This window comes from Clostridium putrefaciens (assembly GCF_900461105.1).
In the GTDB taxonomy this organism is placed as follows: Bacteria; Bacillota; Clostridia; order Clostridiales; family Clostridiaceae; genus Clostridium_L; species Clostridium_L putrefaciens.
In genome coordinates this window covers 421,494-444,460 of sequence record NZ_UFWZ01000001.1, presented here as the reverse complement: position 1 = coordinate 444,460, position 22,967 = coordinate 421,494, and the positions used below count along the sequence as shown (strand labels likewise).

At 30.7% G+C, this 22,967-nt stretch carries 23 protein-coding genes and 1 pseudogene; all 24 read right to left on the bottom strand.

The window, feature by feature from the left end; all coding sequences use genetic code 11:
• Nucleotides 1-34 precede the first annotated feature (34 nt).
• Nucleotides 35-301 (bottom strand): hypothetical protein, encoded by a 267-nt coding sequence (locus DY168_RS02060; RefSeq protein WP_115640249.1) that lies wholly within the window; start codon nt 299-301, stop codon nt 35-37.
• Nucleotides 302-713: 412 nt separating this feature from the next.
• On the bottom strand, nt 714-1,214 hold the full coding sequence (locus tag DY168_RS02055; protein ID WP_115640248.1) for a hypothetical protein: 501 nt from the start codon (nt 1,212-1,214) through the stop codon (nt 714-716).
• A complete protein-coding gene (locus tag DY168_RS15220) occupies nt 1,215-1,391 on the bottom strand; it encodes a DUF3990 domain-containing protein (protein WP_115642379.1) in 177 nt (58 codons plus the stop codon).
• A gap of 100 nt (nt 1,392-1,491) precedes the next feature.
• A complete protein-coding gene (locus DY168_RS02045) occupies nt 1,492-3,228 on the bottom strand; it encodes a DUF2326 domain-containing protein (protein ID WP_115640247.1) in 1,737 nt (578 codons plus the stop codon).
• Entirely contained in the window at nt 3,219-3,461 is a 243-nt protein-coding gene (locus tag DY168_RS02040; RefSeq protein ID WP_115640246.1) for an ABC-three component system middle component 6, read from the bottom strand. Before DY168_RS02040 ends, DY168_RS02045 begins: the two co-directional genes overlap by 10 nt.
• A complete protein-coding gene (locus DY168_RS02035; RefSeq protein ID WP_115640245.1) occupies nt 3,458-4,369 on the bottom strand; it encodes an ABC-three component system protein in 912 nt (303 codons plus the stop codon). The genes DY168_RS02040 and DY168_RS02035 overlap by 4 nt, the downstream gene beginning before the upstream one ends.
• Before the next feature lie 500 nt (nt 4,370-4,869).
• Nucleotides 4,870-5,913, bottom strand: coding sequence for a type II TA system antitoxin MqsA family protein (locus tag DY168_RS02030; RefSeq protein WP_115640244.1), 1,044 nt, complete (start codon nt 5,911-5,913; stop codon nt 4,870-4,872).
• 177 nt (nt 5,914-6,090) lie between these two features.
• Entirely contained in the window at nt 6,091-6,501 is a 411-nt protein-coding gene (locus DY168_RS02025) for a hypothetical protein (RefSeq protein WP_115640243.1), read from the bottom strand.
• 635 nt (nt 6,502-7,136) lie between these two features.
• Complete coding sequence (locus DY168_RS02020) at nt 7,137-7,898, bottom strand: acylneuraminate cytidylyltransferase family protein (protein ID WP_115640242.1); 762 nt, start codon at nt 7,896-7,898, stop codon at nt 7,137-7,139.
• A 2-nt stretch (nt 7,899-7,900) separates the two neighbouring features.
• Nucleotides 7,901-8,848, bottom strand: coding sequence for a Gfo/Idh/MocA family protein (locus DY168_RS02015; protein ID WP_115640241.1), 948 nt, complete (start codon nt 8,846-8,848; stop codon nt 7,901-7,903).
• Nucleotide 8,849: 1 nt separating this feature from the next.
• Nucleotides 8,850-9,827: a Gfo/Idh/MocA family protein gene (locus DY168_RS02010; protein ID WP_115640240.1), complete on the bottom strand. Its 978-nt coding sequence runs from the start codon at nt 9,825-9,827 to the stop codon at nt 8,850-8,852.
• Between the two features lies 1 nt (nt 9,828).
• Nucleotides 9,829-10,995, bottom strand: a complete 1,167-nt coding sequence (gene neuC, locus DY168_RS02005; protein WP_115640239.1) for a UDP-N-acetylglucosamine 2-epimerase — start codon at nt 10,993-10,995, stop codon at nt 9,829-9,831.
• Nucleotides 10,992-11,993: an N-acetylneuraminate synthase gene (gene neuB / locus DY168_RS02000; protein WP_115640238.1), complete on the bottom strand. Its 1,002-nt coding sequence runs from the start codon at nt 11,991-11,993 to the stop codon at nt 10,992-10,994. The genes neuC and neuB overlap by 4 nt, the downstream gene beginning before the upstream one ends.
• Before the next feature lie 22 nt (nt 11,994-12,015).
• Entirely contained in the window at nt 12,016-12,687 is a 672-nt protein-coding gene (locus DY168_RS01995) for a NeuD/PglB/VioB family sugar acetyltransferase (RefSeq protein ID WP_172556237.1), read from the bottom strand.
• Nucleotides 12,688-12,692: 5 nt separating this feature from the next.
• Nucleotides 12,693-13,742 carry a sugar phosphate nucleotidyltransferase gene (locus DY168_RS01990; RefSeq protein WP_115640236.1) on the bottom strand — a complete coding sequence of 350 codons (1,050 nt, stop codon included), beginning with the start codon at nt 13,740-13,742 and terminating at the stop codon, nt 12,693-12,695.
• Nucleotides 13,743-13,773: 31 nt separating this feature from the next.
• On the bottom strand, nt 13,774-14,937 hold the full coding sequence (locus DY168_RS01985) for a LegC family aminotransferase (RefSeq protein ID WP_115642378.1): 1,164 nt from the start codon (nt 14,935-14,937) through the stop codon (nt 13,774-13,776).
• Between the two features lie 13 nt (nt 14,938-14,950).
• Nucleotides 14,951-16,072: an N-acetyl sugar amidotransferase gene (locus DY168_RS01980; RefSeq protein ID WP_115640235.1), complete on the bottom strand. Its 1,122-nt coding sequence runs from the start codon at nt 16,070-16,072 to the stop codon at nt 14,951-14,953.
• 47 nt (nt 16,073-16,119) lie between these two features.
• The gene (locus tag DY168_RS01975; RefSeq protein ID WP_207658369.1) at nt 16,120-16,692 is read right to left on the bottom strand and encodes an LbetaH domain-containing protein; all 573 of its coding nucleotides are present in this window, start codon (nt 16,690-16,692) and stop codon (nt 16,120-16,122) included.
• A gap of 107 nt (nt 16,693-16,799) precedes the next feature.
• Nucleotides 16,800-17,783 (bottom strand): NAD-dependent 4,6-dehydratase LegB, encoded by a 984-nt coding sequence (locus DY168_RS01970; RefSeq protein WP_115640234.1) that lies wholly within the window; start codon nt 17,781-17,783, stop codon nt 16,800-16,802.
• 26 nt (nt 17,784-17,809) lie between these two features.
• On the bottom strand, nt 17,810-18,958 hold the full coding sequence (locus DY168_RS01965) for a hypothetical protein (protein ID WP_115640233.1): 1,149 nt from the start codon (nt 18,956-18,958) through the stop codon (nt 17,810-17,812).
• A 27-nt stretch (nt 18,959-18,985) separates the two neighbouring features.
• The gene (locus tag DY168_RS14790) at nt 18,986-19,156 is read right to left on the bottom strand and encodes an LbetaH domain-containing protein (RefSeq protein WP_242984146.1); all 171 of its coding nucleotides are present in this window, start codon (nt 19,154-19,156) and stop codon (nt 18,986-18,988) included.
• A 331-nt stretch (nt 19,157-19,487) separates the two neighbouring features.
• Nucleotides 19,488-20,639 carry a hypothetical protein gene (locus DY168_RS01955; protein ID WP_115640232.1) on the bottom strand — a complete coding sequence of 384 codons (1,152 nt, stop codon included), beginning with the start codon at nt 20,637-20,639 and terminating at the stop codon, nt 19,488-19,490.
• A 462-nt stretch (nt 20,640-21,101) separates the two neighbouring features.
• Nucleotides 21,102-21,770, bottom strand: a pseudogene (locus tag DY168_RS01950) (UTP--glucose-1-phosphate uridylyltransferase); the annotation flags it as partial.
• 24 nt (nt 21,771-21,794) lie between these two features.
• Nucleotides 21,795-22,961: a nucleotide sugar dehydrogenase gene (locus DY168_RS01945; protein WP_115640231.1), complete on the bottom strand. Its 1,167-nt coding sequence runs from the start codon at nt 22,959-22,961 to the stop codon at nt 21,795-21,797.
• Nucleotides 22,962-22,967: the final 6 nt, after the last annotated feature.

The following is a 22,967-nucleotide window of genomic DNA, read 5'->3' as shown; positions in this document are numbered from 1 at the left end:
TTCCTTATAATAAAACTCCAACTGAGTCTAAGAATCACTTAATAAGGTAAGTTATCCGAGAAAGGGAATCTTGCAAAATGAAATCTAAAGCGAGTAACTGATTCAATACATCATCTTTATCAAAATCAAGTGCAATCAATGTATTTGCAGTAGTATATAAATCTATTGGTGACTCGCTTTTTTTCTTAGGCAATATATCTAAATCCCTAGCAATATCAAATCTAGGGTCTGTTAATATTTCTTTTAGTTCTTTTAAAAATTCTTTAACTTCTTCTTCTGAGGAAATCATCTTTTGACTCATAAATACCCCCCTTAGTATTTATATTATATACTATCATCTGATAGTGTGTCAACGAATAATGCACACCTTGATAGTATATCATTGCCATAAAGTTAGTTTATATACAAACACTTATTTTTTCGAATTGTATTTATGTGAATTTTGGGCTGTTAAATTATTTTAATTATATAGTGGATACACCTTTATCATGAGCTTTCTTACCTAAGCATCAAAAAAGCACTCCATTAAATTTTACTCTAATGAAATGCTTTTACCTTGTAATTTACTGAGCCTCTTTAAGACTTCCATTCTCTTCTACCCTGGGTTCCTTGTGAGGACATTCTGGACTCATTTCTAAGCGCAGTTTTCCATTTTCTTCTACCCTGGGTTCCTTGTGAGGACAGGCTTTGCTGGACTCACTTGCTACTCATACTTACTGACATTCAAAGTAACCCATCTCGTACGCTATCTTAGTGTTATGCCTACATTCTTCATAAGCATTGCACTCATAATCATCTATAACCCCACATATAGGGTTTTTATACACTCGGAGTATTGCTTCAGCATATGACTCGTTATCTGTTTTAGTATCTAGTACTAACTCTCCATATTTCAAGCCCATTCTATACTCATCAGGTATACCAGTAAAGTATTGAGGAGAAATATCAGTTATGACAAAATCACCCATATCTAGATTAAAGTCTTCTATTATCTCCTCAGATGCCTCTCTTGGGTCTAACATCTGGTATTGCTGGATAAAGCACATAATATGATATATGCCCCCTACCCCTAACTTACTGGTAGTTTCTTTATTTCTATGCAATGTCAACCTAGACACGCATTCTATAAGATAGCAAGTATATGTGACGTCCTTCTCAGTTAAAGGCCTATCATACTCTATATTACACTCTTCTAATTCCTCACTATAAGTCAACTAAATCACCCCTTTGTATATTATCTTAGTTAAAGCATTATCAGTACAGAAAGCTACTTGGTCAGATAACTTAGTATATTCTAACCTCTTAAGTAACTCTTCCTTAGAAATAAGATTACGATTATAGTCATCTATATTTCTATGTACTGCCTCATCGGCTACTGGTCCTATTACTATATCGTAACTATGAGGTACATTTTATTCTACCCTGTGTTCCTTGTGAGGACATACTACGCCCCTGGGTGCTAGAAGGGGACGAAGTTACCCTCTTGTTATCTTAACCTTCTCCTATATCAACCTTGATACCCAATAACTTTTCAGAATCTGAGTCGTCAGTCAATGTAAGAACCGTATTTTTAGTAATAATATTGTAAAATTCACCCTCATCCAATTGCCTTTTTATCTCATCAAGCTGATTTTGATTCACAGTTGCAATATATTGCTTATTTGTATCAGTAAACTCTTTATAAACTGTTTTAAATATATCTGCCTTCTGTCTTTCATCAATTCCATCAAAGATTCTACTATCATGAAAAATAAAATTCATTTTATGATTATATCCTTTAAATAATATAGTTAAATCATAGCAAAATATCTTAACATTATTAATACCGTCCGATGTATCTGATTCAATTTTAGCATCAATATCAAATTGTAACTGATTATCTCCATCATTATTTTCAATCGTAAGTCCAGCAACACTATTTGGATAAAACATTTTAGCTAAATTTCTAAAATAATTTCTAAGTTCTACTATATCTGATTCAATTTCTTTTAAATAGCTTTCACTTACTTCAGTTAGCTTCAATAAGTCCTTTTCCGCCTCTCGGTCTTGTTCTTTATATTTTAATTGTAAACTTTTATAACTTTTTAGATTATCTACTTGTGATTTCAATTCAGCACTTTTATGACTTAAGCTTACAAAAAGATCAAGGGCTTGATGTTCACCTAGGTACTTCATTAACCTATCAAGTTCCTTTTGCAATGTTTCTAAATTATCTATTTTATTTTGTTGTTCGATTTTTAGTTTGCTTTTTTGTTCAAGCAGTCTTTTCCTACGATTAGTAATTAATTTATCGTAAAAATCTTCTAGTTCATTCAATGTCTTAGTCATATTTTCAGAAAAGTTAATTTTTGCTTCATTATAAATAGTTTCTATGTCCTTTTTATTCATATCCGGAGTAATCTTAAGACCTTTATCAATATTTTCTATATTGTTCTCCATCATTATTATTTTATTATTTAACTCAAAAAGATCTCTTTCTATCTCATCAGCCTTGATTTGAACTTCATTATAATCTTCAGCAACCTTAAAGTTACTCAAATTATTATCAAGCTTTTTTATTTGTTCTTCAAGATCAATAAGGGTTAACGTAACATCTTTATTACCAGTAAAAAAGTCCCTTAACAGAGAATCTTCCTTAAAGTTCTTTTCTAATTTTCTTATTCGTTCCTGCTCTTTTCTTATATTATATTTTTTTTGAGCTAGAAAAATATCTAATCCTAATAAAAAAGAATTATAAAGCAACACTTGATATTTACTACCAGTTTTCCCTGGTTTATCATATGATACATAAGATTCTTTTTTAGGTCTTATAAAAAATGTTATCAGGGAGCGAAATGATAAAAAGGATATATCTTTTGGTATATCAAAGCATAGCGCCTGCATCTTTTTATTAAACTTAGTAACAGCTAATTCTTCACCATTTAGAAAAATATTCTTAGGATTATCAGTTGTCCTTCTAGCTGTATACTTATTATTACCAATCTTAAAATCTATATAAAATTCCCATCCCGGTAGCTTATTACAAAATATTTTATAATCTGCTATTCCAGCTCCAAGACAAAAATGAATAATTCTCACCAATAAAGATTTCCCAACCCCATTGTAGGTTTGACCTTTTTCAGTAAATCCTGGATTCTTTTGTTCTGCTACCACAAAACTTAATCCTGTTTGATTAAATTTAACCTCTCTAAAACTTGTTTTGTTAGAATACACTTTTATTAGTTGCATTTTATTATACCTCCATCCAGCTCTTCTATAGCGCCTATTGAATGAAGAAATACCAATGTAAGAAGCAAATTATCAAAACTATGTTTTGCTGGAAACACCTCATACATATAGTCAAACTGATATTGATTCCATAACTCATCTATGGATTTATTAAATGGTATTGATTCTAAAATATAACTCCCGAATCCAAGTAAGGACTGTGAAAAATTTGTATGCTTTGTTGGAACTATCATTCCTTTCCCTCCTTTAAAGGTTCTTCAAAAATATCACATGTTTCAAAATACTTAGACATTATAATAATAACTGTAATCTGGTAGGCTTTTTCGGGTTTCGGACTCAAACAATTGACTATAGACCAAAATAAAGCATCTCCGTCATTTTTATCTTTTTCTTCATAGTAAACCTCATTCATCCTATCCCTTAAAGAATCAGCAAGAAAGTCACTATTATTTCTTAAGTATTCTTCTAAAGAATAGATTTGTAGATATCCATTGTTAAGCAAACCTTCTACCGATCCAGATAACTTATTGAATTTTATTTTCTTATCCCACTCTGGTAAGACTATATCAGATTCACCAGTTTTATTTAAAGGTAATTTCATTATATGTCCAATTACTTCGTTTAAGATGGAGAAATCCACTTGCTTTATAGTAGCAGGATCTGGAATAAATCCTGCTATACTCAATATCTGATCATCATCTAAATTAAAAAGAATGTTTTCAATATCCTTTGCTGTCAAAAACCTAGCCTCAATAAGATTGTGTTTTTCTTTTATCTCTTGAATTGCTTTCTCACAATCAGCATTTATGCCCTTATATTTATCATTAATAACAAAATAAAATTCATTTATAGGTTCCCATTGAGCCTTTAACCCATTAAAATCTGTTTTTAATTTATTAACTGCATTTATATAGGATTTTCTTATATCTTCAGGAGCATATACCTGGTAAAATACACCTTTATTCTTTACATAGCCATCATTTTTTCTATCTCCTATATTCCCCCAAGGTTTTATAGCTTGAAAATATTCTTCTGCATAATTCATAATCGCAGTAAAAACATCCTCAAATAATTGCCCATCGCTTTTAAATATTTTATTCTGAAACAATTGACGAGCTATTGTTTTCTCATTAATATTCATAATATATTTCCCCCTGATTTATGCTTAACTTAAAGTTTATTTACTCTCATATCTTATTAACCTTATCTAAATATTGTTATCTGTACTTTTTCGTCTTTAACTATTTTAAGTATCTCTTATATCCATTAATTATAGCATATCTATATAAATTGCAATACTCTAACACATTTACTTAACTCAAACAAATTTTATAATAAATATATTTACTATCATTTTCAATATAAAAATTCAGTAAAAAAACATTTCATTAAACCTTACTCTAATGAAATGCTTGTACTTGGTAATTTACTGGGTCTCAGAGGTGCTGGAGGGGGACGAAGTTACCCTCCTGCTATTTGCCACTTCTAATATTTCTGTTTAAGCCCAGTTTTCCATTTTCTTCTACCCTGGGTTCCTTGTGAGAACAACCCTGGATTCCTTGTGAGGACATGCTTTGCTGGACTCACTTGCTACTAATTTGGTTGCAAAAAAGCCAAGCCATAATGGCCTGGCACTTTATATTATCTTAACTCTCTTAATTCCTTTGCTAAACTATAAGGAATTATCTGATATGCCTCTGTATCTGTATATGCTTTTTCCTTGTGGATATAATCTACTATTTCTCTTGCTCTATAATTTTTAAAAGTAGTGGCTACAGTCTCTAGAACGCTGAGTTCTTCTAATGAAAAGTTTGAAACATTAACCTCTTCATTTGGAATAATCTTATAGCTTATATCCTCATAAATAGCTTCCTCTACTACTTTCACTGTTGGTAAATGTATTATTTCATCAAAAGCAATGGGTAATGCCCCATATGGCATGTGTGTATAAACAAGTCCTGTCATAGATCTTCCATGCCGCCTAAAAAAAAGTGTATCTGCATACCATAAAAGTTTCATAAGTTTAACTTTATAAAGGTTGTTTACGAAACTTGCAAAATAGCCAATAACACTGGCAAGCTTTCTAATATCTAATTGTTTATAACCATTATACTCACTTTCTTCTTGATAACTTACGTAAAGGACATTGATCTCCTGTTTCTTTAAATAAGAGTTCCCAAATTCCTCAACCTTATGTGTGATGCTATTACGGATTCTTTTATACTTTTCCACCTCGAATCTGTCCTTGTGTTTATCGAGACTTTCCAATGCAAACATTGGATTTTCAAAAGCCATACGCATAATATTATTGTAAGTTTCATCCTGAATTGTTTTGCTTTCATACCTTGTTACAGTTACATCGCCCCAACCTAGCATAGCAGAAAAGTCGCTTTGTGATATGCCATAAAATCCTCTAATTTTCGCAATTTCATTAGAAGTTAATAATCCCTTATAAGTTCGGTAAGCATCTCTTGCTCTTAACAGGTTTTCATCCATTATACCCGCTGGAACAAATTCATTTTCTTCTCCATCTGTTAATTGGCATAAATAATAAACTTCCTCATAATCAACAATCTCACCTTTTACAAGGCACTGTGTTAACCTTTTTCTCTTTTCTAATGAGTGAGCCTTATTACAAATCGGGCAATCTATCTCTACTGTATTTATTAAATAATCTTTATTCATTAAATAACACTCCTTTCTTTTCTCCAGTATTATTTATCCGATGGCTACTATCCGTAACCCCCCTATCCTCTTCAAGGTGGGGGATGACGGCTGCTACGCCCCTTGATAAGTTCTTCTAATCCTTTGATGGAGAGATGTATTCCTTATAATAAAACTCCAACTGAGTCTAAGAATCACTTAATAAGGTAAGTTATCCCAGAAAGGGAATCTTGCAAAATGAAAAGATACACAAAACACCTTACAATTCTGTCTATCCCTAATCTTTACCTTTACATAAACATCCCTGTTCTTTATTAATTTAGCAAAGGCAAAAAATGGCGGAAAATTATTATCCTTATCATCAATAAAGGTTTCCATATACTCTGATATCTCTAAAGCGAGTAACTGATTCAGAACATCATCTTTATCAAAATCAAGTGCAATCAATGTATTTGCAGTAGTATATAAATCTATTGGTTGCTCACTTTTTTTCTTAGGCAATATATCTAAATCCCTAGCAATATCAAATCTAGGGTCTGTTAATATTTCTTTTAGTTCTTTTAAAAATTCTTTAACTTCTTCTTCTGAGGAAATCATCTTTTGACTCATAAATACCCCCCTTAGTATTTATATTATATACTATCATATGATAGTGTGTCAACGAATAATGTACACCTTGATAGTATATCATTGCCAGAAAGTTAGTTTATATACAAACACTTATTTTTTCAAATTGTATTTATGTGAATTTTGAGCTGTTAAATTATTTTAATTATATAGTGGATACACCTTTATCATGAGCTTTCTTACCTAAGCATCAAAAAAGCACTCCATTAAATTTTACTCTAATGAAATGCTTTTACCTTGTAATTTACTGAGCCTCTTTAGGACTTCCATTTTCTTCTACCCTGGGTTCCTTGTGAGGGCATGCTTTGATGGACTCACTTGCTACTACCCTGGGTTCCTTGTGAGGGCATGCTTTGATGGACTCACTTGTTAAATTTTACTCTAATGAAATGCTTGTACCTGTTAATTCACTTGGTCCCAGTGGCGATGGAGTGGGGCAAAGTTACCCTCCTGCTATTTGCCACTTCTAATATTTCTGTTTAAGCGCGGTTTTCCATTTTATTCTACCCTGGGTTCCTTGTGAGAACATGCTTTGCTGGACTTACTTGCTAAAAATTGTCTTTGACAAAGGGTACATTTTAATCTTTCACAAATTTCTTATATATATTCCTTAAACTTTACACTAAAATATCCCCAATATTATTTCTTATTTCCTTGAACTCAGGATAATTTTCAAATAAATATTCTGCAATAATTTGCATAAGTTCAAAATCATTCTCGTGATCTAAATCTAAAACTGCTGTGTCCAACATTTCAATAACATCACATATACCCTCAAATATTCCCTTACCACTCTCTAGAAATTTTGGAGAATATGCATATAATGATGCATTCATATCAAATATCTCAGGTGCTTCTTGCCTTGCATTAAATGACGACTCAATAACTCGTTCATATCCATTTTCAGTTTTTTTAACCATATTGAAATAAGGATTTCTCCTTGAATTCGTTACTGAAAATACAACGTCAGCCTTAGAACTTGTTTTCTGTTTAATAAGATTACTAACATCCTTTACTCTTCTTAATGGAGATGTTATATCTAAATCAACAACCATATCATATTCAATTAACTTTCTCTCTTGCATTACATTTAAAGAATTCAAAATAACAGCAACTTTAGGTGTGTTATCTAACCCAAGTGATTGTTCTCTGTCAATAATATCTACTTTATACTTTAATCGTTCTTTAAACATCTTTCTAAGATCATCGCTATCAGTATTTAATACAATATCACAGTTAACATTAGGATTTCTTTTTTTATATAAATCTATTGCTGAAATGGTATAGAATGGTAACGGGTAGCCTAAAAAGTCTCTTAAATTTTTATTTTTAATTCCTTTAGAACCAGCCCTACCACAAATGGTAAAAAGTATATTCACTTTTATTTTCCCTCCTTAGCTATTTGAAGAGTTCTAAGCGCCGTTGGTATGTTATTATCATTATTAACTTTACCCTCTATAATATCAAAAAAGTGCTCTATTTCTTTACATTGAAAATCATTTCGCTGTTCTTTAAATGATATTACTTCTCCACTCTTTAAATATCTTATTTCACTATTGGCAATATCTCCAACTATTGTATCCTTATCTGTAAATAATTGAATTTCTCTTATTGTTTTACGACCATAATAATCTAAATGAACTTCTACAGCCTTATCTTTATACTTTGCTATATATAATGATACATCATCGCTATCAATTTCTAATTTAGAAAATTTACCTCTTATATTGAATATCTCCTCTGGTTTTCCAAATAAATAGCAAAGATAATCCCATTCATGAATTAAATCAATAGAAACCCCACCACCTTGATCCTTGTGTGCACTATAGGTACTACGATAATCCTGATTTGGTCTCCATTCTGGGAGATAACTAGAACAAATAGTTCTAGCACAATATACATTGTTTAAGTTAATTTTATTCTTAATATATTGAATTACATTAGTATATCTTAATGGACAAGCTACATAATACACACTGTCATTTTTTAAGTTTAATGCATCTATCGAAATGTCTATTGTATCAAATACTGGCTTTTCAATAAACATATGCTTAGTTTTTAAAAGAAATTGTTGTATAGTTTTAAAATGTAGGTATGTTGGATTTGTAACAAAGATTATGTCATAATCGTTTGGGGCTGAATCATAAGAGTGATATACTGTTGTAACATGCTTGGCAATCTTTTCTTCTAACTCTTGTCCCTTACCACTTCTTATAATGTCGATTATATACGGTTTATGTCTTTCTTTTAAAACCGCTACAATATTATTTAAATGCCGACCACCAATTGACCCAAAACCAACTATGCCTATTTTATAAGTTTCTTTCATATTAGTCCTCTATTCTATCAATAATTTTTAGAACATCTTTATCTTTTTGAAAAGTATACGCTGGTGTTTTTCCCTCTATCACCGCTTCAAAAAATGAAACAACTTCATTTAAATAGGCATTTTCAACCACAAAGCTACTATAATTATTAAGTTGATCTATTTCTTCATATAACTTAATATTAACATCTTCTTTTGTTTCAAAATCATATGTATATAATCCCGTTGGTGATCCATCCCAATGTATATAAATATCTTCCCCAAATACCTCCAAGTTCCTTACAGCTTTTCGTGATATTACATCTACAGCTAAGGAACCCTTATGTCCATCCTTATGTTGAATAATTACTAAATAATTATCATTATAATCAATATTTAAATTACTTATTTTACTCTTAACTACATCAATCTTGGATATTTCCCCAAATACATCTATAAGCCATGGAAGTTCAATAGCAAAAATTTCTCTACATCCATTAGAACGCTTGTTTCCAACAAAAAAGTCTTTATAACTTTCCCAAGGATGCCAATCGGGAAGGTATTGCCCAATATGATATGTGTAATTAATGATAGAATTTATTTCTTGAGTCAAATTTTTAATCTTTTTAATTTCTTCTCTATATAAAAAGGTTGAAGACATGAATAACACACAATTATTTTGCTTCGCAAGAATAATATTTTCTTCGTAACCATCATCCACTAAATTCAATTCAGTAAATACATGTAATCTATGATTCAAGCATTCACTAATTATCTTACTGTGAGATAAAGGTGATGTACACACAAAAACGCACTCCACATTAAATGCATCAATTGCATCAGTTAAAGTATTAAAAGTTTGAATGCCATATTCATCTTCACATGATTTTCTTCGTTCTTTATTAGTATCTATTCCAACTATTTGGAATGCCTCTCTATACTTGTGAATCAAACGAATTCTTCTTTTACCCATAGAACCTAATCCAATTACTGCTACTCTCATATTATCTCACCTCGTAATCATAAAACTTCTTTTTCAAATCTATCTTATTATTCAATAAAAAGTCTGTTATCACATCAACTATTTTTACTGATGTATTACCATCCCCATAAGGATTAATAGTATTTCTTGCTTTATTTTTAAATTCTTCAGTTAAACCCAAATTAATTGCTTGTTCAATTTCTTTTGAAATAGGTTCACAATTAATAACACTTTCCGATTGCAACCTTCCCTTTTGGCGATCTCCAATATTAATAGTTGGCACTCCAAAACTTGGGGCTTCTACTAATCCACTTGATGAATTTCCAATAACCATCGAACTATATCTTATTGCACTTAAGTACCTTACCATTCCTAACGAAGTAAACGCAACAACATTATCATTATCATTTACAAATCTATCAATTATTTGATTTATAACACGTCCATTGGCATCAGCATTAGCTTTACTAAATATAAATTTCATATCCTTATGTTTCTTACAAACATTTAATAATTCTTCAAATTGCTTTGCTGAATTATTTCCTTCTAACGTTACTGGGTGAAAAGTTATCATCCCATATGGCTTATCTAATTTAAAATCAATGGAAGACTCTAGTTCATCTTTACTCATCAACTTTTCTTTTAGTATATTCTCTATTCCAATAGCTCCCACACAAAAAACTCTATTTGGCTGTTCTCCAAGTTGAATAACACGACTACGGTATTCTTCAGTGCTTGTAAAATGTAAATAGCTTAATTTAGTGATAGCATGCCTAATAGATTCATCGATTGCGCCTTCAGTGATTTCCCCTCCATAAAGATGTGCTATTGGTATTCTTTGATTCATGGCTGTGCAGCAAACCGCCAGTGTTTCATACCTATCTCCTAGAACTATCAATATATCTGGATTCAGTTTGCTAAAATAATCAGAAAAATTTATCATTGCAAGTCCCATGGATTTAGATATAGCTGATGGAGTATCTCCACTTAGTAAAATTTCTATCTTTTCATCAATGTTAATTCCATCCTGTTCTATTTCTTTATATGTTAACCCAAACTCTGGTGATAGGTGTGCTCCTGTAACAACCACGTGTACCTCAAATTCTGGGACTTCAATCAATTTCTTAATTATTGGTTTTAATAGACCGTACTCAGCTCTAGTGGCTGTCAATATACTTATTTTCTTCATATCTCAATCAACTCATCTTCTTCAAAATCTCGTACAGCTGTTTGTGAAATTACATCAAACCATTGCATGGGACTAATGCCACTTCCAGGCCTCTTTACTGTTAAATTATCTTCAGTAAAAATTTCACCTTTTTTGATATTACATTTTGCTATGATACTTTTTCTTGCAATAGCCATATTTTTCTTTTCAGATTGAGCTGGTTTCTTATCACCATTTCCTATGGCTACTTCTACATTCCGAATAGCCCTCACCATAGCTTTTAATTCATTAGGTTCTAAACTTGCTTTATGATCTGGACCTTCCATATTTCTATCAAGGGTAAAGTGCTTCTCAATAACCTCAGCCCCCATAGCTACTGCTGCTACGGAAATTTCTATCCCCTTTGTATGATCAGAATATCCTACTGGCACATTAAACTTATGCTTTAATGTGTGCATTGCCTTTAAATTAACATCTTCATACGGTGCAGGATACTCCGTAGTACAGTGAAGTAAAGTAATATCTCCACAGCCATTGTTATTCAGTACCTCTATAGCATCTCTTACTTCCTCTATGGTACTCATACCCGTAGATAAAATAACTGATTTATTCATTTTTGCTATTTTAATTAGATATGGAAGATTCGTTATTTCTCCTGATGGTATTTTCCATACTTTCATATCAAGACCATTTAAAAAATCTATACTATCTAAATCAAATGCTGTTGAAAGAAATTCTAATTCTTTCAAATCACAATATCTTTTTAATTCCATAAATCTATCAAATGATAACTCAAGTTTTTTAACCATCTCTAACTGACTTTCTGTTTTTAAAGTATTCTCATTTTGATATTCAGCCTTTTCAGCATATTTTGAAACTACTTGTTCTGAAATAAATGTTTGAAACTTTATAGCATCTACTCCTGCTTCCAATGCTTTATCTACCATTCTTTTAGCTATTTCAATATTACCATTATGATTGACACCTGCCTCAGCGATGATAAATACTCTTTTATCCATTAGTTTCACCTCAATATAATTATTACTTTATCTTTTTTGCTGGAATTCCAACAACTGTACTACATTCTTCTACATCCTTAACTACTACAGCACCTGCTCCAACTGTTACATTTTTATTTATTGTTGTTTCTTGTAGTATCGTAGACCCCGTTCCTATCAAACATAAATCTTTCACATTCACACTTCCCGATATGGCCACTAACGGATTTATAACATTAAAGTCTTCTATCTTACTATCATGTCCAACGGTTGAATTTAAATTAATAAGATTAAAATTTCCAATATCAATGTTACAAGTTAAAATAACTCCAGAAGCTAAAATATTTCCATATCCAAAAGATACTGTCTTAGAATCAAAATTAACATTCGGATGTATTATATTAGGATAAACTAAATTATCAATAGATTTTATCTTATTATATATTATTGACTTAATCTTGGGGTTACCAATAGGAATAATAATACCCAATACAGGAAAGTCCTTAGCATATTCATAAATATTAGAATCACTTGAAACAACTTTATATCCACTTATTACTTCAGTACCTATTTTAGGTTCACTATCTTCAATAAACCCTAAAAAGTCATAAACTTTTACATTACTATGATTATTAATTTGTTCAACAATATGATATGTCTCTTTGGATATTCCTCCACTGCCAAATATCACAACCGGTAAACCATTCCACCTCAAAAAAATCAACCTCCCTCATTTTCTAATCTCTTCCTTGTCTCTTCCATTCCATCTAGTTGGCCCATGTCCATCCATGAATGTTCACTTATCGGATATATTCCTATCTTTTCGCCACGACTCTTGTGCTTTTCAATAATATCAGGAAATCCTATAGACTTCGCTTCCTCTAACTCTTCTATCACTTTAGGTTCTACTATATAGCAACCTGTATTAGTAAAAAAGCTTAACTCAGGTTTTTCTTTCATAGTCTCAATTTCACCGTGTTCCCCAATTTCAATAACACCATAAGGTATTTTTATATGCTTTAAAGAACAGATCATAGTAATAAGGTTTTTTTCCTTTTTGTGATACTGATATATCTTTTCATAGTCTTCCTCTATAAGAATATCGCAGTTGGAAAGGATAAAGGTTTTATCAATCTGTCCTTTAAGAAGACTTAAGCCACCACCCGTACCCAGTGGCTTGTCTTCATCTGCATAATTAACCTTATAATCTTTTTCTATTTCATTGAAATAAGCTTTAATCATATTTTTCTTATGATTAACAATTAAAAAGAAGTCTTTACAACCATATTTGTTAAATCTATTTATAATATGCTCTGCAATTGGTATTTCCCCAATTGGTATTAATGGCTTAGGTAGTATTTTCGTATAAGGATATAGCCTTGTTCCAAGTCCTCCAGCCATTACGACTACAGGTAAATCCAAATTCCTTTTAACCTTAAGCTCTTCATCGTTCCATGATGCGATTGAAACTATCTCCATATTTTCATCGACAATAGGAAGCGCTTCGATTGAATATTTCTTCATATGCTCTTTCGCGAGTGCCTTATGCTTTAAAGAAATAAATTTAGGAGTATAGTTGGCTATATCTTTAACTTTTGCATCAAGGCTACCTTTTTTCAATATCCACCTTCTAATATCTCCGTCCGTTATTGCTGCAATGAACTTTTCATTCCTTAGAACAAATAAAACTTTCATTGCAACTTTATCAAGTTGTTTCATTGCTTCTATCATTGAACTTTCTTCATCAATTAAAAGGTCTTTAACTTCCACTCCATCACCCTCCCTAATACTCAACTATATATTATCGGATTTCTTTCAAGCATTCAATAACATATAATACATCATCTTTTGTCAAATTAGAGCTACATGGAATATTAATTATATGTTTCAGGTAAAATTTCGCCTTTTCTATTTTAAAGGCCTGATTATTTAAATATGGTTTCTGCTCATTAATTAAACCCCATATTGGTCTTGTTTGAATATCTTTTGTTGATAAGTATTTTATTATTTCATCTATATTCATAGGATATTGTTCACTACAATTTAAACCATAAAACCAGTAGTTGCTTCTAATCTCTTCTTTAAAATTTAAAATCTCTAATCCTGGTATATCCTGAATTCTTTCTTTATACAATTTATAGTTTTCTTCTTTTGTCTTAATAAAGATTTCAAGTTGTTCCAATTGTGCAAGTCCGAGTGCTGCCTGTAAATTTGTCATGCGATAGTTATAACCTATCTCGTCATGAGTATAATACAACTCGTCACTTTTAGCTTGAGTAGTTAGATGTTTAGCTTTCTTTAAGAGCTCTTCATTATCGGAAACTATCATTCCACCGCCTCCAGTGGTAATAATCTTATTCCCATTAAATGAATAAACTCCAATTATTCCAATAGTTCCTGCATATTTACCTTCATATTTTCCACTTGTGTAGTAAGTCCCTATAGCTTCAGTAGCATCTTCAATTACCTTTAAATTATACTTCTCTGCTACTTCCATTATCTTTTCCATATTAGCCATATTACCAAATACATGCACTACAATTAATGCTTTGATAATTTTCTTAGTCTTATTGTTAATAAGCCTTCCATTAATAAAGCTACACTGTTCCTCACAAAACTCTAATAACTTGTCTGGATCCATGCAAAGAGAATCATCACAATCCATAAAAATTGGCTCTGCACCAATATATTTAACTGGATTAACCGCTGCAATAAATGTAAGTGTAGGTACGATTACTTCATCATCTTTTGATACTCCACAAACTTGTAGTGCTATATGTAATCCTGAAGTTCCATTCTGACAAGATACAGCTCCTTTGCACTTAACATATTCTGCTACCTTATTTTCAAACTCATTAACGTATGGGCCACCAGTTGATACCCATTCAGTTTTAACTGCATGGGTTACATACTCTAATTCCTTCCCATTTAAATTTGGTACAGATAATGGTATAAATTGCTTCATCTTATCAACACCTTTACTTAATTTCATTCCATATAGGATTCTTCAACATCCATTCACCATAGGAACTCTTTTCAAAAATCTCCCTGTTATATAAACCGTCAATAACCTTCCAAAATTCAGATGCTGTATATCCCGCAAATTTTGTAAAGTCCTGAACACTTTTGCTATCTAAATCATGATCATGTCTCTTTACAAGTTCGATTGCTTCGTCTCTAGATAAGAATCCATATCTCACATATCTTGCAGCATAATCTGTAGCTGAAGCATGACCAAATTTTGGATACTTTAACCATGAATGAACAAGATATGCTCTACTATCTATTTGGTCAAAGTTTTCTATATGGTGTGTTCTATCCCACTCATGTGTCAAATCTTTAAACCCCCTTGTTTTAGCGAATTGATAATTCGCATAGCTATTCCATGAAATGAAATATGAAACATACATTGGATCCAATTTTTCCATATCTTCTAAAGAAGGGGCTTTTGTCATATCAAGAACTTGTTGAGTTATTCCCTCAATTTTTATAAGTTCATCTATTTTAATATCAGATGCTACACCATTACTTAATTGATTTTTTGCTGAATAAGTTTCTACATAATCAGACCCACCATATTCATAACTCACATTCTCTCCATAAACCAAAAGAGGCGTATTAAACTTAATAGCCATATTCATAGGAAATGTATAAATTAATCTATCGATAAACCATGTTGGTTTTCCATACTTTTCAAATGTATACCTCATCAGTTTTTTCTGAGCTTTCAGATCCGGTTTTAGGCTAATAATATTACAACCAAATTCTTGTGAAAGATTTTTAATATTGTGTTTTCCAGCCTCTGTCATTGGGAAGTTATCCTCTACACTAAAAAGAATAGGATTCATCTTCATGACTTCTTTCATTAAATATACTTGATAATAACTATCTTTTCCTCCACTAACCGCAATTGCGCAATCATAGGATGTTCCGTTCATGCCCCTGTACTTATCACATAACTTTTCTAGTTCTTTATATCGTTTATCCCAGTCAATTTCCTTTCTTAATTCATAAGATTGGCAAGCTGAACATATTCCATCTTCATTAAATTCAATCCCTGGTCTTGTGTCTGGCATAACGCACTTTTTACAATATTTCATTTTCTTCCCTCCATTATTATACACTTTAAAATTTATTTTACTTATCCCTACAATATCCAAAAATCCGAAATGTGTTTTTCTATTTCATCAGGATTCCTTTTCTTGATTATCAGGTTTGGTAAGTGTCCAAATACAAAACTGCAATCAGGAATCCTATCATTAATAATCGTTGTGCCTGTTGATACCACAACATTATTACCAATTATCGCATGTCCAAGGACTGTTGAATTTGCATATAATATTACATTTCTACCCAACTTGGGATATTTAGGTTCTGTGCCCTTGTCGCCACCAACTGTGCAACCTTGAAATAAATAGAATCCATCAGAGTATTCAGCTCGTCCTAAAACACTTCCTATTGGATGCTCAACGCCAAAATATTCTGGTAGTTCAATCTCATAATACCAATCAACAGAATGCATAATTTTATTAAGGTAATATAATTTTGTGGCAAGTTTATAATTTCCACCAGCTCTGAAGATTGTATTAGCTAAATAGTAAAGAAATATCGAGTATTGTCCAGAGTTATAAGGTGAAAATGTACATCCCATTTCATTGCTGTAATATTTATCCCTTGCCATTTTAAAACATTTAGAAACTCGTTGCAAAGCATTATCCAAGTAAGGTTCTATATCTCCAAATGAACTACATATTTTTAAGTTGTAGATGAACGAGATCTGTTAAATCTGATTTGCTTATTTCCATATCCATTTCATTCTCTCCCTAGTTAAATATTATAAATATCAACTTTGTATTTATCTAGATTCTGTCTAAAAAACTCTATAGTTTCTGCAAGTCCCTGTTCAAACGTATACTGTGGTTTCCAATCTGTTAATCTCTTTACTTTCTCATTGGCTCCCAATAATCTATTAACTTCACTCTTTTCAGGTCTAAGTCTCTGATTATCGCAAATAATTCTTGCATTAGGGTTGATTTGTCTTATTAGCTCTTCCGCAAGTTGTCCTATTGATATTTCATGTTGGGTTGCAATATTTATTTCTTCTCCAATAGTCTTGTCCGACTTAGCTATTTCAATAAATCCATTAGCAGTGTCTTTTACATAGTTAAAGTCTCTAGTCGGAGTTAACGAGCCAAGTTCAATTTCTTCTTTTCCTGAAAGTAGTTGAGTAATAATTGTAGGAATTACTGCTCTTGCTGATTGACGTGGACCATATGTGTTAAATGGTCTAACTATGGTAATAGGCATATTAAAACTTCTGTAATAAGACTCTGCTAGTCTATCCGCACCTATTTTTGTAGCAGAATATGGTGATTGTCCTTGATAAGGATGCTTTTCATCTATTGGTACATATTGTGCTGTACCATAGACTTCTGAAGTCGAAGTAATCAAAATTCTTTTTGTGTCTAAATCTCTTGCTGCCTGAAGTACATTTAAAGTACCCTTTATGTTCGTATCTACATAAGAATCTGGAGAATAATAACTAAAAGGTATCGCAATAAGAGCTGCTAGGTGATGTACTTCATCAACATTCTTCATCGCCTCTCGTACTCCATTTGGATCTCTTATATCTCCTGTAAAAACTTCTATCTCTTGAAGAATTTCTTTTGGTAGGCTATCAAGCCATCCCCATGTATTAAATGAATTATAGTACGCAAAAGCTTTTACTTTATGTCCTCGTTTTACTAATTCTTCTGTTAGATGACTACCGATAAAACCATCAGCACCTGTTACTAATATTTTATTTTTCATTTTCAAACCTACCTTTCTTGAGTTCTTTATATCTTTGTATTATATTCATTCTTAATGTATGGAAAAAACATAAAATAGAATAAAATAATATCTAATTGAGCATTGAAGTTAGTGTAATCAAACTGCATTCTAAACACCACTGAAAGTAGTATCATAAAATACAATGCATTCTTCGTCTTAATAAAATATATAAATGATTTTACAATCAAAATAATAACTACTATCAATGGTGCAAGTCCATATTTTGCATGTAGCATGAAAAATGAGTTGTGTAGATTATAGTTAAACGCATCCAATAAATAAGTTCCACTTATAGGCGTACCAAACAATACATATCTTGCAGAAGTAAATGTCTTTGTTAAATAATTTGACCATATTAAACTTCGCACAGATTCTAAACCACGCTTTTGGAAATTTAACATCATTTCAACAAAATAAATTTCTAATATATTGTATGCTATCCAAAGAATTATCCCTGCAACAAATAATTTAATAAAGCTTTTAATTGGATTACTAATCTTATATTTTCCTTCATCAAATTCTAAAAATGAAAATAAAACTATTAACAATACAAATGTTAATATTCCACTTCTTCCTATAGCCATCACATTTACTAAAAAGCCTAATAAGATAGGGTAAATTGCTATCTTTTTACCACAAGTATAACTAGTAATAGAATATATTGCAAAATAAATTAATATCATTATCCCAATAGTATTTCTACTAGAGGCAGTATTTAAATTATTCACACCACCTGATAAAATAATTTTTATCATTAAGAGAGCTATTACAAAATAATAAATTATCTTTGCTATTTTATTATTAATTTTAAAGTTGAGAAACAATGTTGCTAATCCTATAAACGCAAACGGCCACAACAATTCTTGCGGATCTATGTTTCTATTAAATAATATACCTATAGCCCCAAAAGAAATATAAAAAAACATAAAACAGAAGATTGGAATCTGTCTTTTAATGCCCTTTCTAAAAACCGAATAAATAATAGCAATAGAGCCAATTAAAACATATAATGCATTTCCTAAAATTAACGGTATAATATTGAAAAACCTTAGTAAGTCTATAAACAAATATAAACATAAGATTATACTAGCAGTTATATCTATATCCATTTTTAATTTATTTAATTTTGATTTTTGATTAATAATATCATTCATATATAATACCCCTGACTTTTTATTGAATTAAAATACTTTCCCATTTCCCTTTAATTCTTTATAATGTTCAATATCTCGATATTTAAAAACCTTCGCAGGTGAACCACCTGCTATACTACATTTAGGAATATCTTTAACAACTACGCTTCCTGCCTGAATAATAGCACCTTCACCGATAGTTATCCCGCTTAAAACAATAACTTTAGTTCCTATCCAAACATTATCTTCATGGTTATATCTTTTGTAATATAAGTGTTGTCATATGGAATAGCATCCCCTTCATAATTATGATTTGAGGTCATTACAAGAATTTGTTTTCTTGAATGAAAATTTTTTCCAATCACAACTTTCTCACTCCCTATTACTTTCACCCCATTGAAATTACAATTATCACCTATATGCGTATTCTTAGTAAATCCACAAAGATAATTCGCACATAATTCTTTACCCTAGTTACCACACATCTTTTTTCCAATAAACGTAGATATAATTCTACTTAGTCTTTTTAATAACTTCATGTAGGCGTTCATCACCTTTCGTTTATAATTTCAGATAATAATTTATGAGGCTTACTCAGCATAATATAATCAACTTCAAATAATCTTTTATAATTTTCTTCATTGGTTAAATTATCAATAATAATATTTTTATTATTATAACTTCCCTGCAACAAAACAGTTGAATACTGAGACATTATTCCACTAGTCTTTTCAAAAGATTCTTTTATTGAAACAATTGGACAATCTTCGATACTAAACCCATTAAAAACCTTGCTAATCAACCTTTTATTCGAATATCTTGGATGAGGTCTAACTGCGATTCTTTTGTTTTGACTTTTTAAGGTCTCAAGACTATTTTTGATAAGATTTAGTTGAACTTCATTTTCATTCATCAAGTAGTATGTAAAATCATAAATAGGTTTGATATCATAGCTTAAATCCATCTTTAAAGAAGGTGGTACTTCCACTATAAATTGATTATTATACGCTCTCAGTTTTATGAATAGGTCTTTATAGAATTCATCCCAGACGTAGCAACGATCGAATCTAAAAAATGAATCAACTATATCAAATAGTTTTTCTCCATGCATTACATTAATATGTTCAACATTCATTAATTTACAATAAGTGGTCAGAACTGAAGACGTAAATGAGTATTCTGAATATGTAATTATAGCCTTCGGAGAATACATTTGTATTTGTGCACTATACATAGAAATTTTCATCATACACTTATACAAAAAATAAAATGAAAGTGGATGCCTTTTCCATAAACCTCTAACAAACCTTTTATCATCCTTAGTTAATATAAATGCATCAAAGTTATTATTATACATAATTTCTTTAAATTCTTCATACAAAGTATCAGGCAGAATATTTCTAGAAATATCATTTGATAAAAATACTGCTTCGCATTCCGTTACACTTTTACTCATTACTTTTAAGCTTAATTTAAAATAAAATATAATAAATAAGAAAAATGCAGAAAAATTAGAAAGAATATTAAATAGAAATCCCATTTGCCTTTTCTGGCATATATATTGAAAATATGACCGTTCGTAATCATCTTTAGGTTCAGATAATGAACAAAGAATTTCTTTTTGTTTTTCTAGTGAACAAATCATAACTTTATCTTTTTTTGTGATTATAACAACCCTTTTTAGTAAAGAAAGTAATTTCATATTAGTCTCCCTTGCGGTTTTTTATATAATTATACCTTTAATCAACGTCTTATCATTGCTATGAATATCTTAATTTCATATATTTAACATGTAAGTTTTTATTACCATTATTCATCTTTTTATTTTTGAAAATATTAAGTTCAAAAATAATCATTTTTATTTCTCATGAAATAACAAGATAGGACTATATAATCAATACTGTTCTATCTTTTTTACAAATCACCATCTACATAATATATCTACTATCGCCTTACTTGCAACCCCATCATCATAAGGCTTATTTACATGACTCATTCTTTCATATTCCTCTTTAGGTTATATGATTCTTATCGTAAATTTATTGTTTTTATATAAACTTAATATATTTCTTCCATTTTCCTTTATAATTTAAAATCTTCTTTAAATAATTTCATCAAATAATGCTTAAACTCATCCCTCAAGTCTTATCTTCTCAATGCAAACTCCACAGTTATCAGGTTTAATATATCCAAGTATTTCAAATATCTCAGGATTAATGAGATATCTACCAAGTATGGATAAATTGGAAGGTGCTTCTTCTAAAGATCACTTTTCTACTAATCCTTTTACCCTATGAACTCGATCTTCCACTTGCTTTACATATGCGATTCCATAATTACATACATATACCTTAGCAACTTCTTGTATACCAAGAATATATGTCTTATATTTATCATAAGCTTCAATCATTTGCTTTAAACAAGGTTTTTAGGGTTATAAACGATATCGTCAACAATAAGAACTGCAAATGATTCATCTCCTATAAAACTCTTTGCACAATATATCTCATGTCCTAATCCTTTAGGTTCTTTTTGACGTATGTAATGACTATATCATATATTTTTCTTACCTCTTTCAGTAATTCCATTTTACCATGCTTCTCTAATTCAATCTCTAGCTCCACTGATTTATCAAAGTCATTTTCTATAGATAATTTGTATCTTCCAGTAAGAATAAGTATCTTTTCTATTCCAGACTCTATAGTTTCCTTAATAAGGTATTGTAAAGTAGGTTTATCTACTATTGTAACATTTCTTTAGTTCGTGCTTTTGTTGCATTTAAGAATATAGTACCTAGTTTTAATGCTAGTATTATAGCTTTACGCACTTTTATTGATTGGTTAAACTCCCTATACTCCTAATCTCTACTAAATAAGTCCCTAGTATACACCTTATCAGCTACATCCTTAATCTCATCAGATAACCTATTAGCAACAATTACATCACTAATCTCTTTAAACTCATCAAAGTCTTTCATAACTCTTGAATTATAAAAATAATCTTCATCTAATGCTGGTTCAAACACTACAACTTCAATGCCTTTTGCTTTTATTCTCTTCATTACACCTTGAATAGATGATGCTCTGAAGTTATCTGAATCTGTTTTCATGGTTAATCTATAAATACCTACAATTTTAGGATTTCTTGCTAATATCATTTCAGCAATATGATCTTTTCTAGTTCTATTTGCATCTACTATTGCAGCCATAATATTGTTAGGCACATCAGAATAATTTGCTAATAATTGTTTTGTATCCTTAGGTAAGCAATATCCACCGTATCCAAAAGACGGATTATTATAATGCTTACCTATTCTAGGATCTAAACATACCCCTTCAATGATTTGCTGTGTATTTAACCCTCTTACTTCTGCATAAGTATCAAGTTCATTGAAATAAGCTACCCTCATAGCAAGATATGTATTGGCAAATAACTTAATTGCCTCAGCCTCCGTTGAATTTGTAAATAAGACTGAAACGTCCTCTTTAATAGCTCCTTCTACTAAAAGGTCTGCAAATTTCTTAGCTCTTTCTGATTGTTCTCCTACAATAATACGAGATGGATATAAGTTATCATATAAAGCCTTACCTTCTCTTAAAAATTCTGGTGAGAAAATAATATTTTCTGTTTCAAACATTAATCTTACTTTTTCAGTATAACCAACTGGAACAGTAGACTTTACAACCATTACTGTATCCGGATTTATGGATAAGACATTAGCTATAACTGCTTCCACCGTTCTAGTATTAAAATAATTCTTCTCAGGGTCATAATTAGTTGGTGTTGCAATAATGACATACTCTGCGTCTTTATAAGCCTTATATGAATCTGTCGTTGCAGTTAGATTTAATTCTTTTGTTTCTAAATATTCTCCTATTTCCTTATCAATAATAGGAGATTTTTTATTATTAAGCATATCAACTTTTTCTTGTATGATATCCAATGCTATAACCTCATTATGTTGGGCTAATAACACTGCATTGGATATGCCTACGTAGCCTATTCCTGCTACTGTTATTCTCATTTGTGA

What these genes read in the sequence shown, in the direction of transcription:
- DY168_RS02045 (WP_115640247.1), bottom strand. Translation starts at nt 3,228, where the DNA reads ATGCAACTAATAAAAGTGTATTCTAACAAAACAAGTTTTAGAGAGGTT.
- DY168_RS01980 (WP_115640235.1), bottom strand. Translation starts at nt 16,072, where the DNA reads ATGAAATATTGTAAAAAGTGCGTTATGCCAGACACAAGACCAGGGATT.
- DY168_RS02060 (WP_115640249.1), bottom strand. Translation starts at nt 301, where the DNA reads ATGAGTCAAAAGATGATTTCCTCAGAAGAAGAAGTTAAAGAATTTTTA.
- DY168_RS02025 (WP_115640243.1), bottom strand. Translation starts at nt 6,501, where the DNA reads ATGAGTCAAAAGATGATTTCCTCAGAAGAAGAAGTTAAAGAATTTTTA.
- DY168_RS01965 (WP_115640233.1), bottom strand. Translation starts at nt 18,958, where the DNA reads ATGAATGATATTATTAATCAAAAATCAAAATTAAATAAATTAAAAATG.
- DY168_RS01955 (WP_115640232.1), bottom strand. Translation starts at nt 20,639, where the DNA reads ATGAAATTACTTTCTTTACTAAAAAGGGTTGTTATAATCACAAAAAAA.
- DY168_RS02035 (WP_115640245.1), bottom strand. Translation starts at nt 4,369, where the DNA reads ATGAATATTAATGAGAAAACAATAGCTCGTCAATTGTTTCAGAATAAA.
- DY168_RS02040 (WP_115640246.1), bottom strand. Translation starts at nt 3,461, where the DNA reads ATGATAGTTCCAACAAAGCATACAAATTTTTCACAGTCCTTACTTGGA.
- DY168_RS01985 (WP_115642378.1), bottom strand. Translation starts at nt 14,937, where the DNA reads ATGAAGCAATTTATACCATTATCTGTACCAAATTTAAATGGGAAGGAA.
- DY168_RS02010 (WP_115640240.1), bottom strand. Translation starts at nt 9,827, where the DNA reads ATGAGAGTAGCAGTAATTGGATTAGGTTCTATGGGTAAAAGAAGAATT.
- DY168_RS01945 (WP_115640231.1), bottom strand. Translation starts at nt 22,961, where the DNA reads ATGAGAATAACAGTAGCAGGAATAGGCTACGTAGGCATATCCAATGCA.
- DY168_RS02030 (WP_115640244.1), bottom strand. Translation starts at nt 5,913, where the DNA reads ATGAATAAAGATTATTTAATAAATACAGTAGAGATAGATTGCCCGATT.
- DY168_RS01970 (WP_115640234.1), bottom strand. Translation starts at nt 17,783, where the DNA reads ATGAAAAATAAAATATTAGTAACAGGTGCTGATGGTTTTATCGGTAGT.
- DY168_RS02015 (WP_115640241.1), bottom strand. Translation starts at nt 8,848, where the DNA reads ATGAAAGAAACTTATAAAATAGGCATAGTTGGTTTTGGGTCAATTGGT.
- neuB (WP_115640238.1), bottom strand. Translation starts at nt 11,993, where the DNA reads ATGGATAAAAGAGTATTTATCATCGCTGAGGCAGGTGTCAATCATAAT.
- neuC (WP_115640239.1), bottom strand. Translation starts at nt 10,995, where the DNA reads ATGAAGAAAATAAGTATATTGACAGCCACTAGAGCTGAGTACGGTCTA.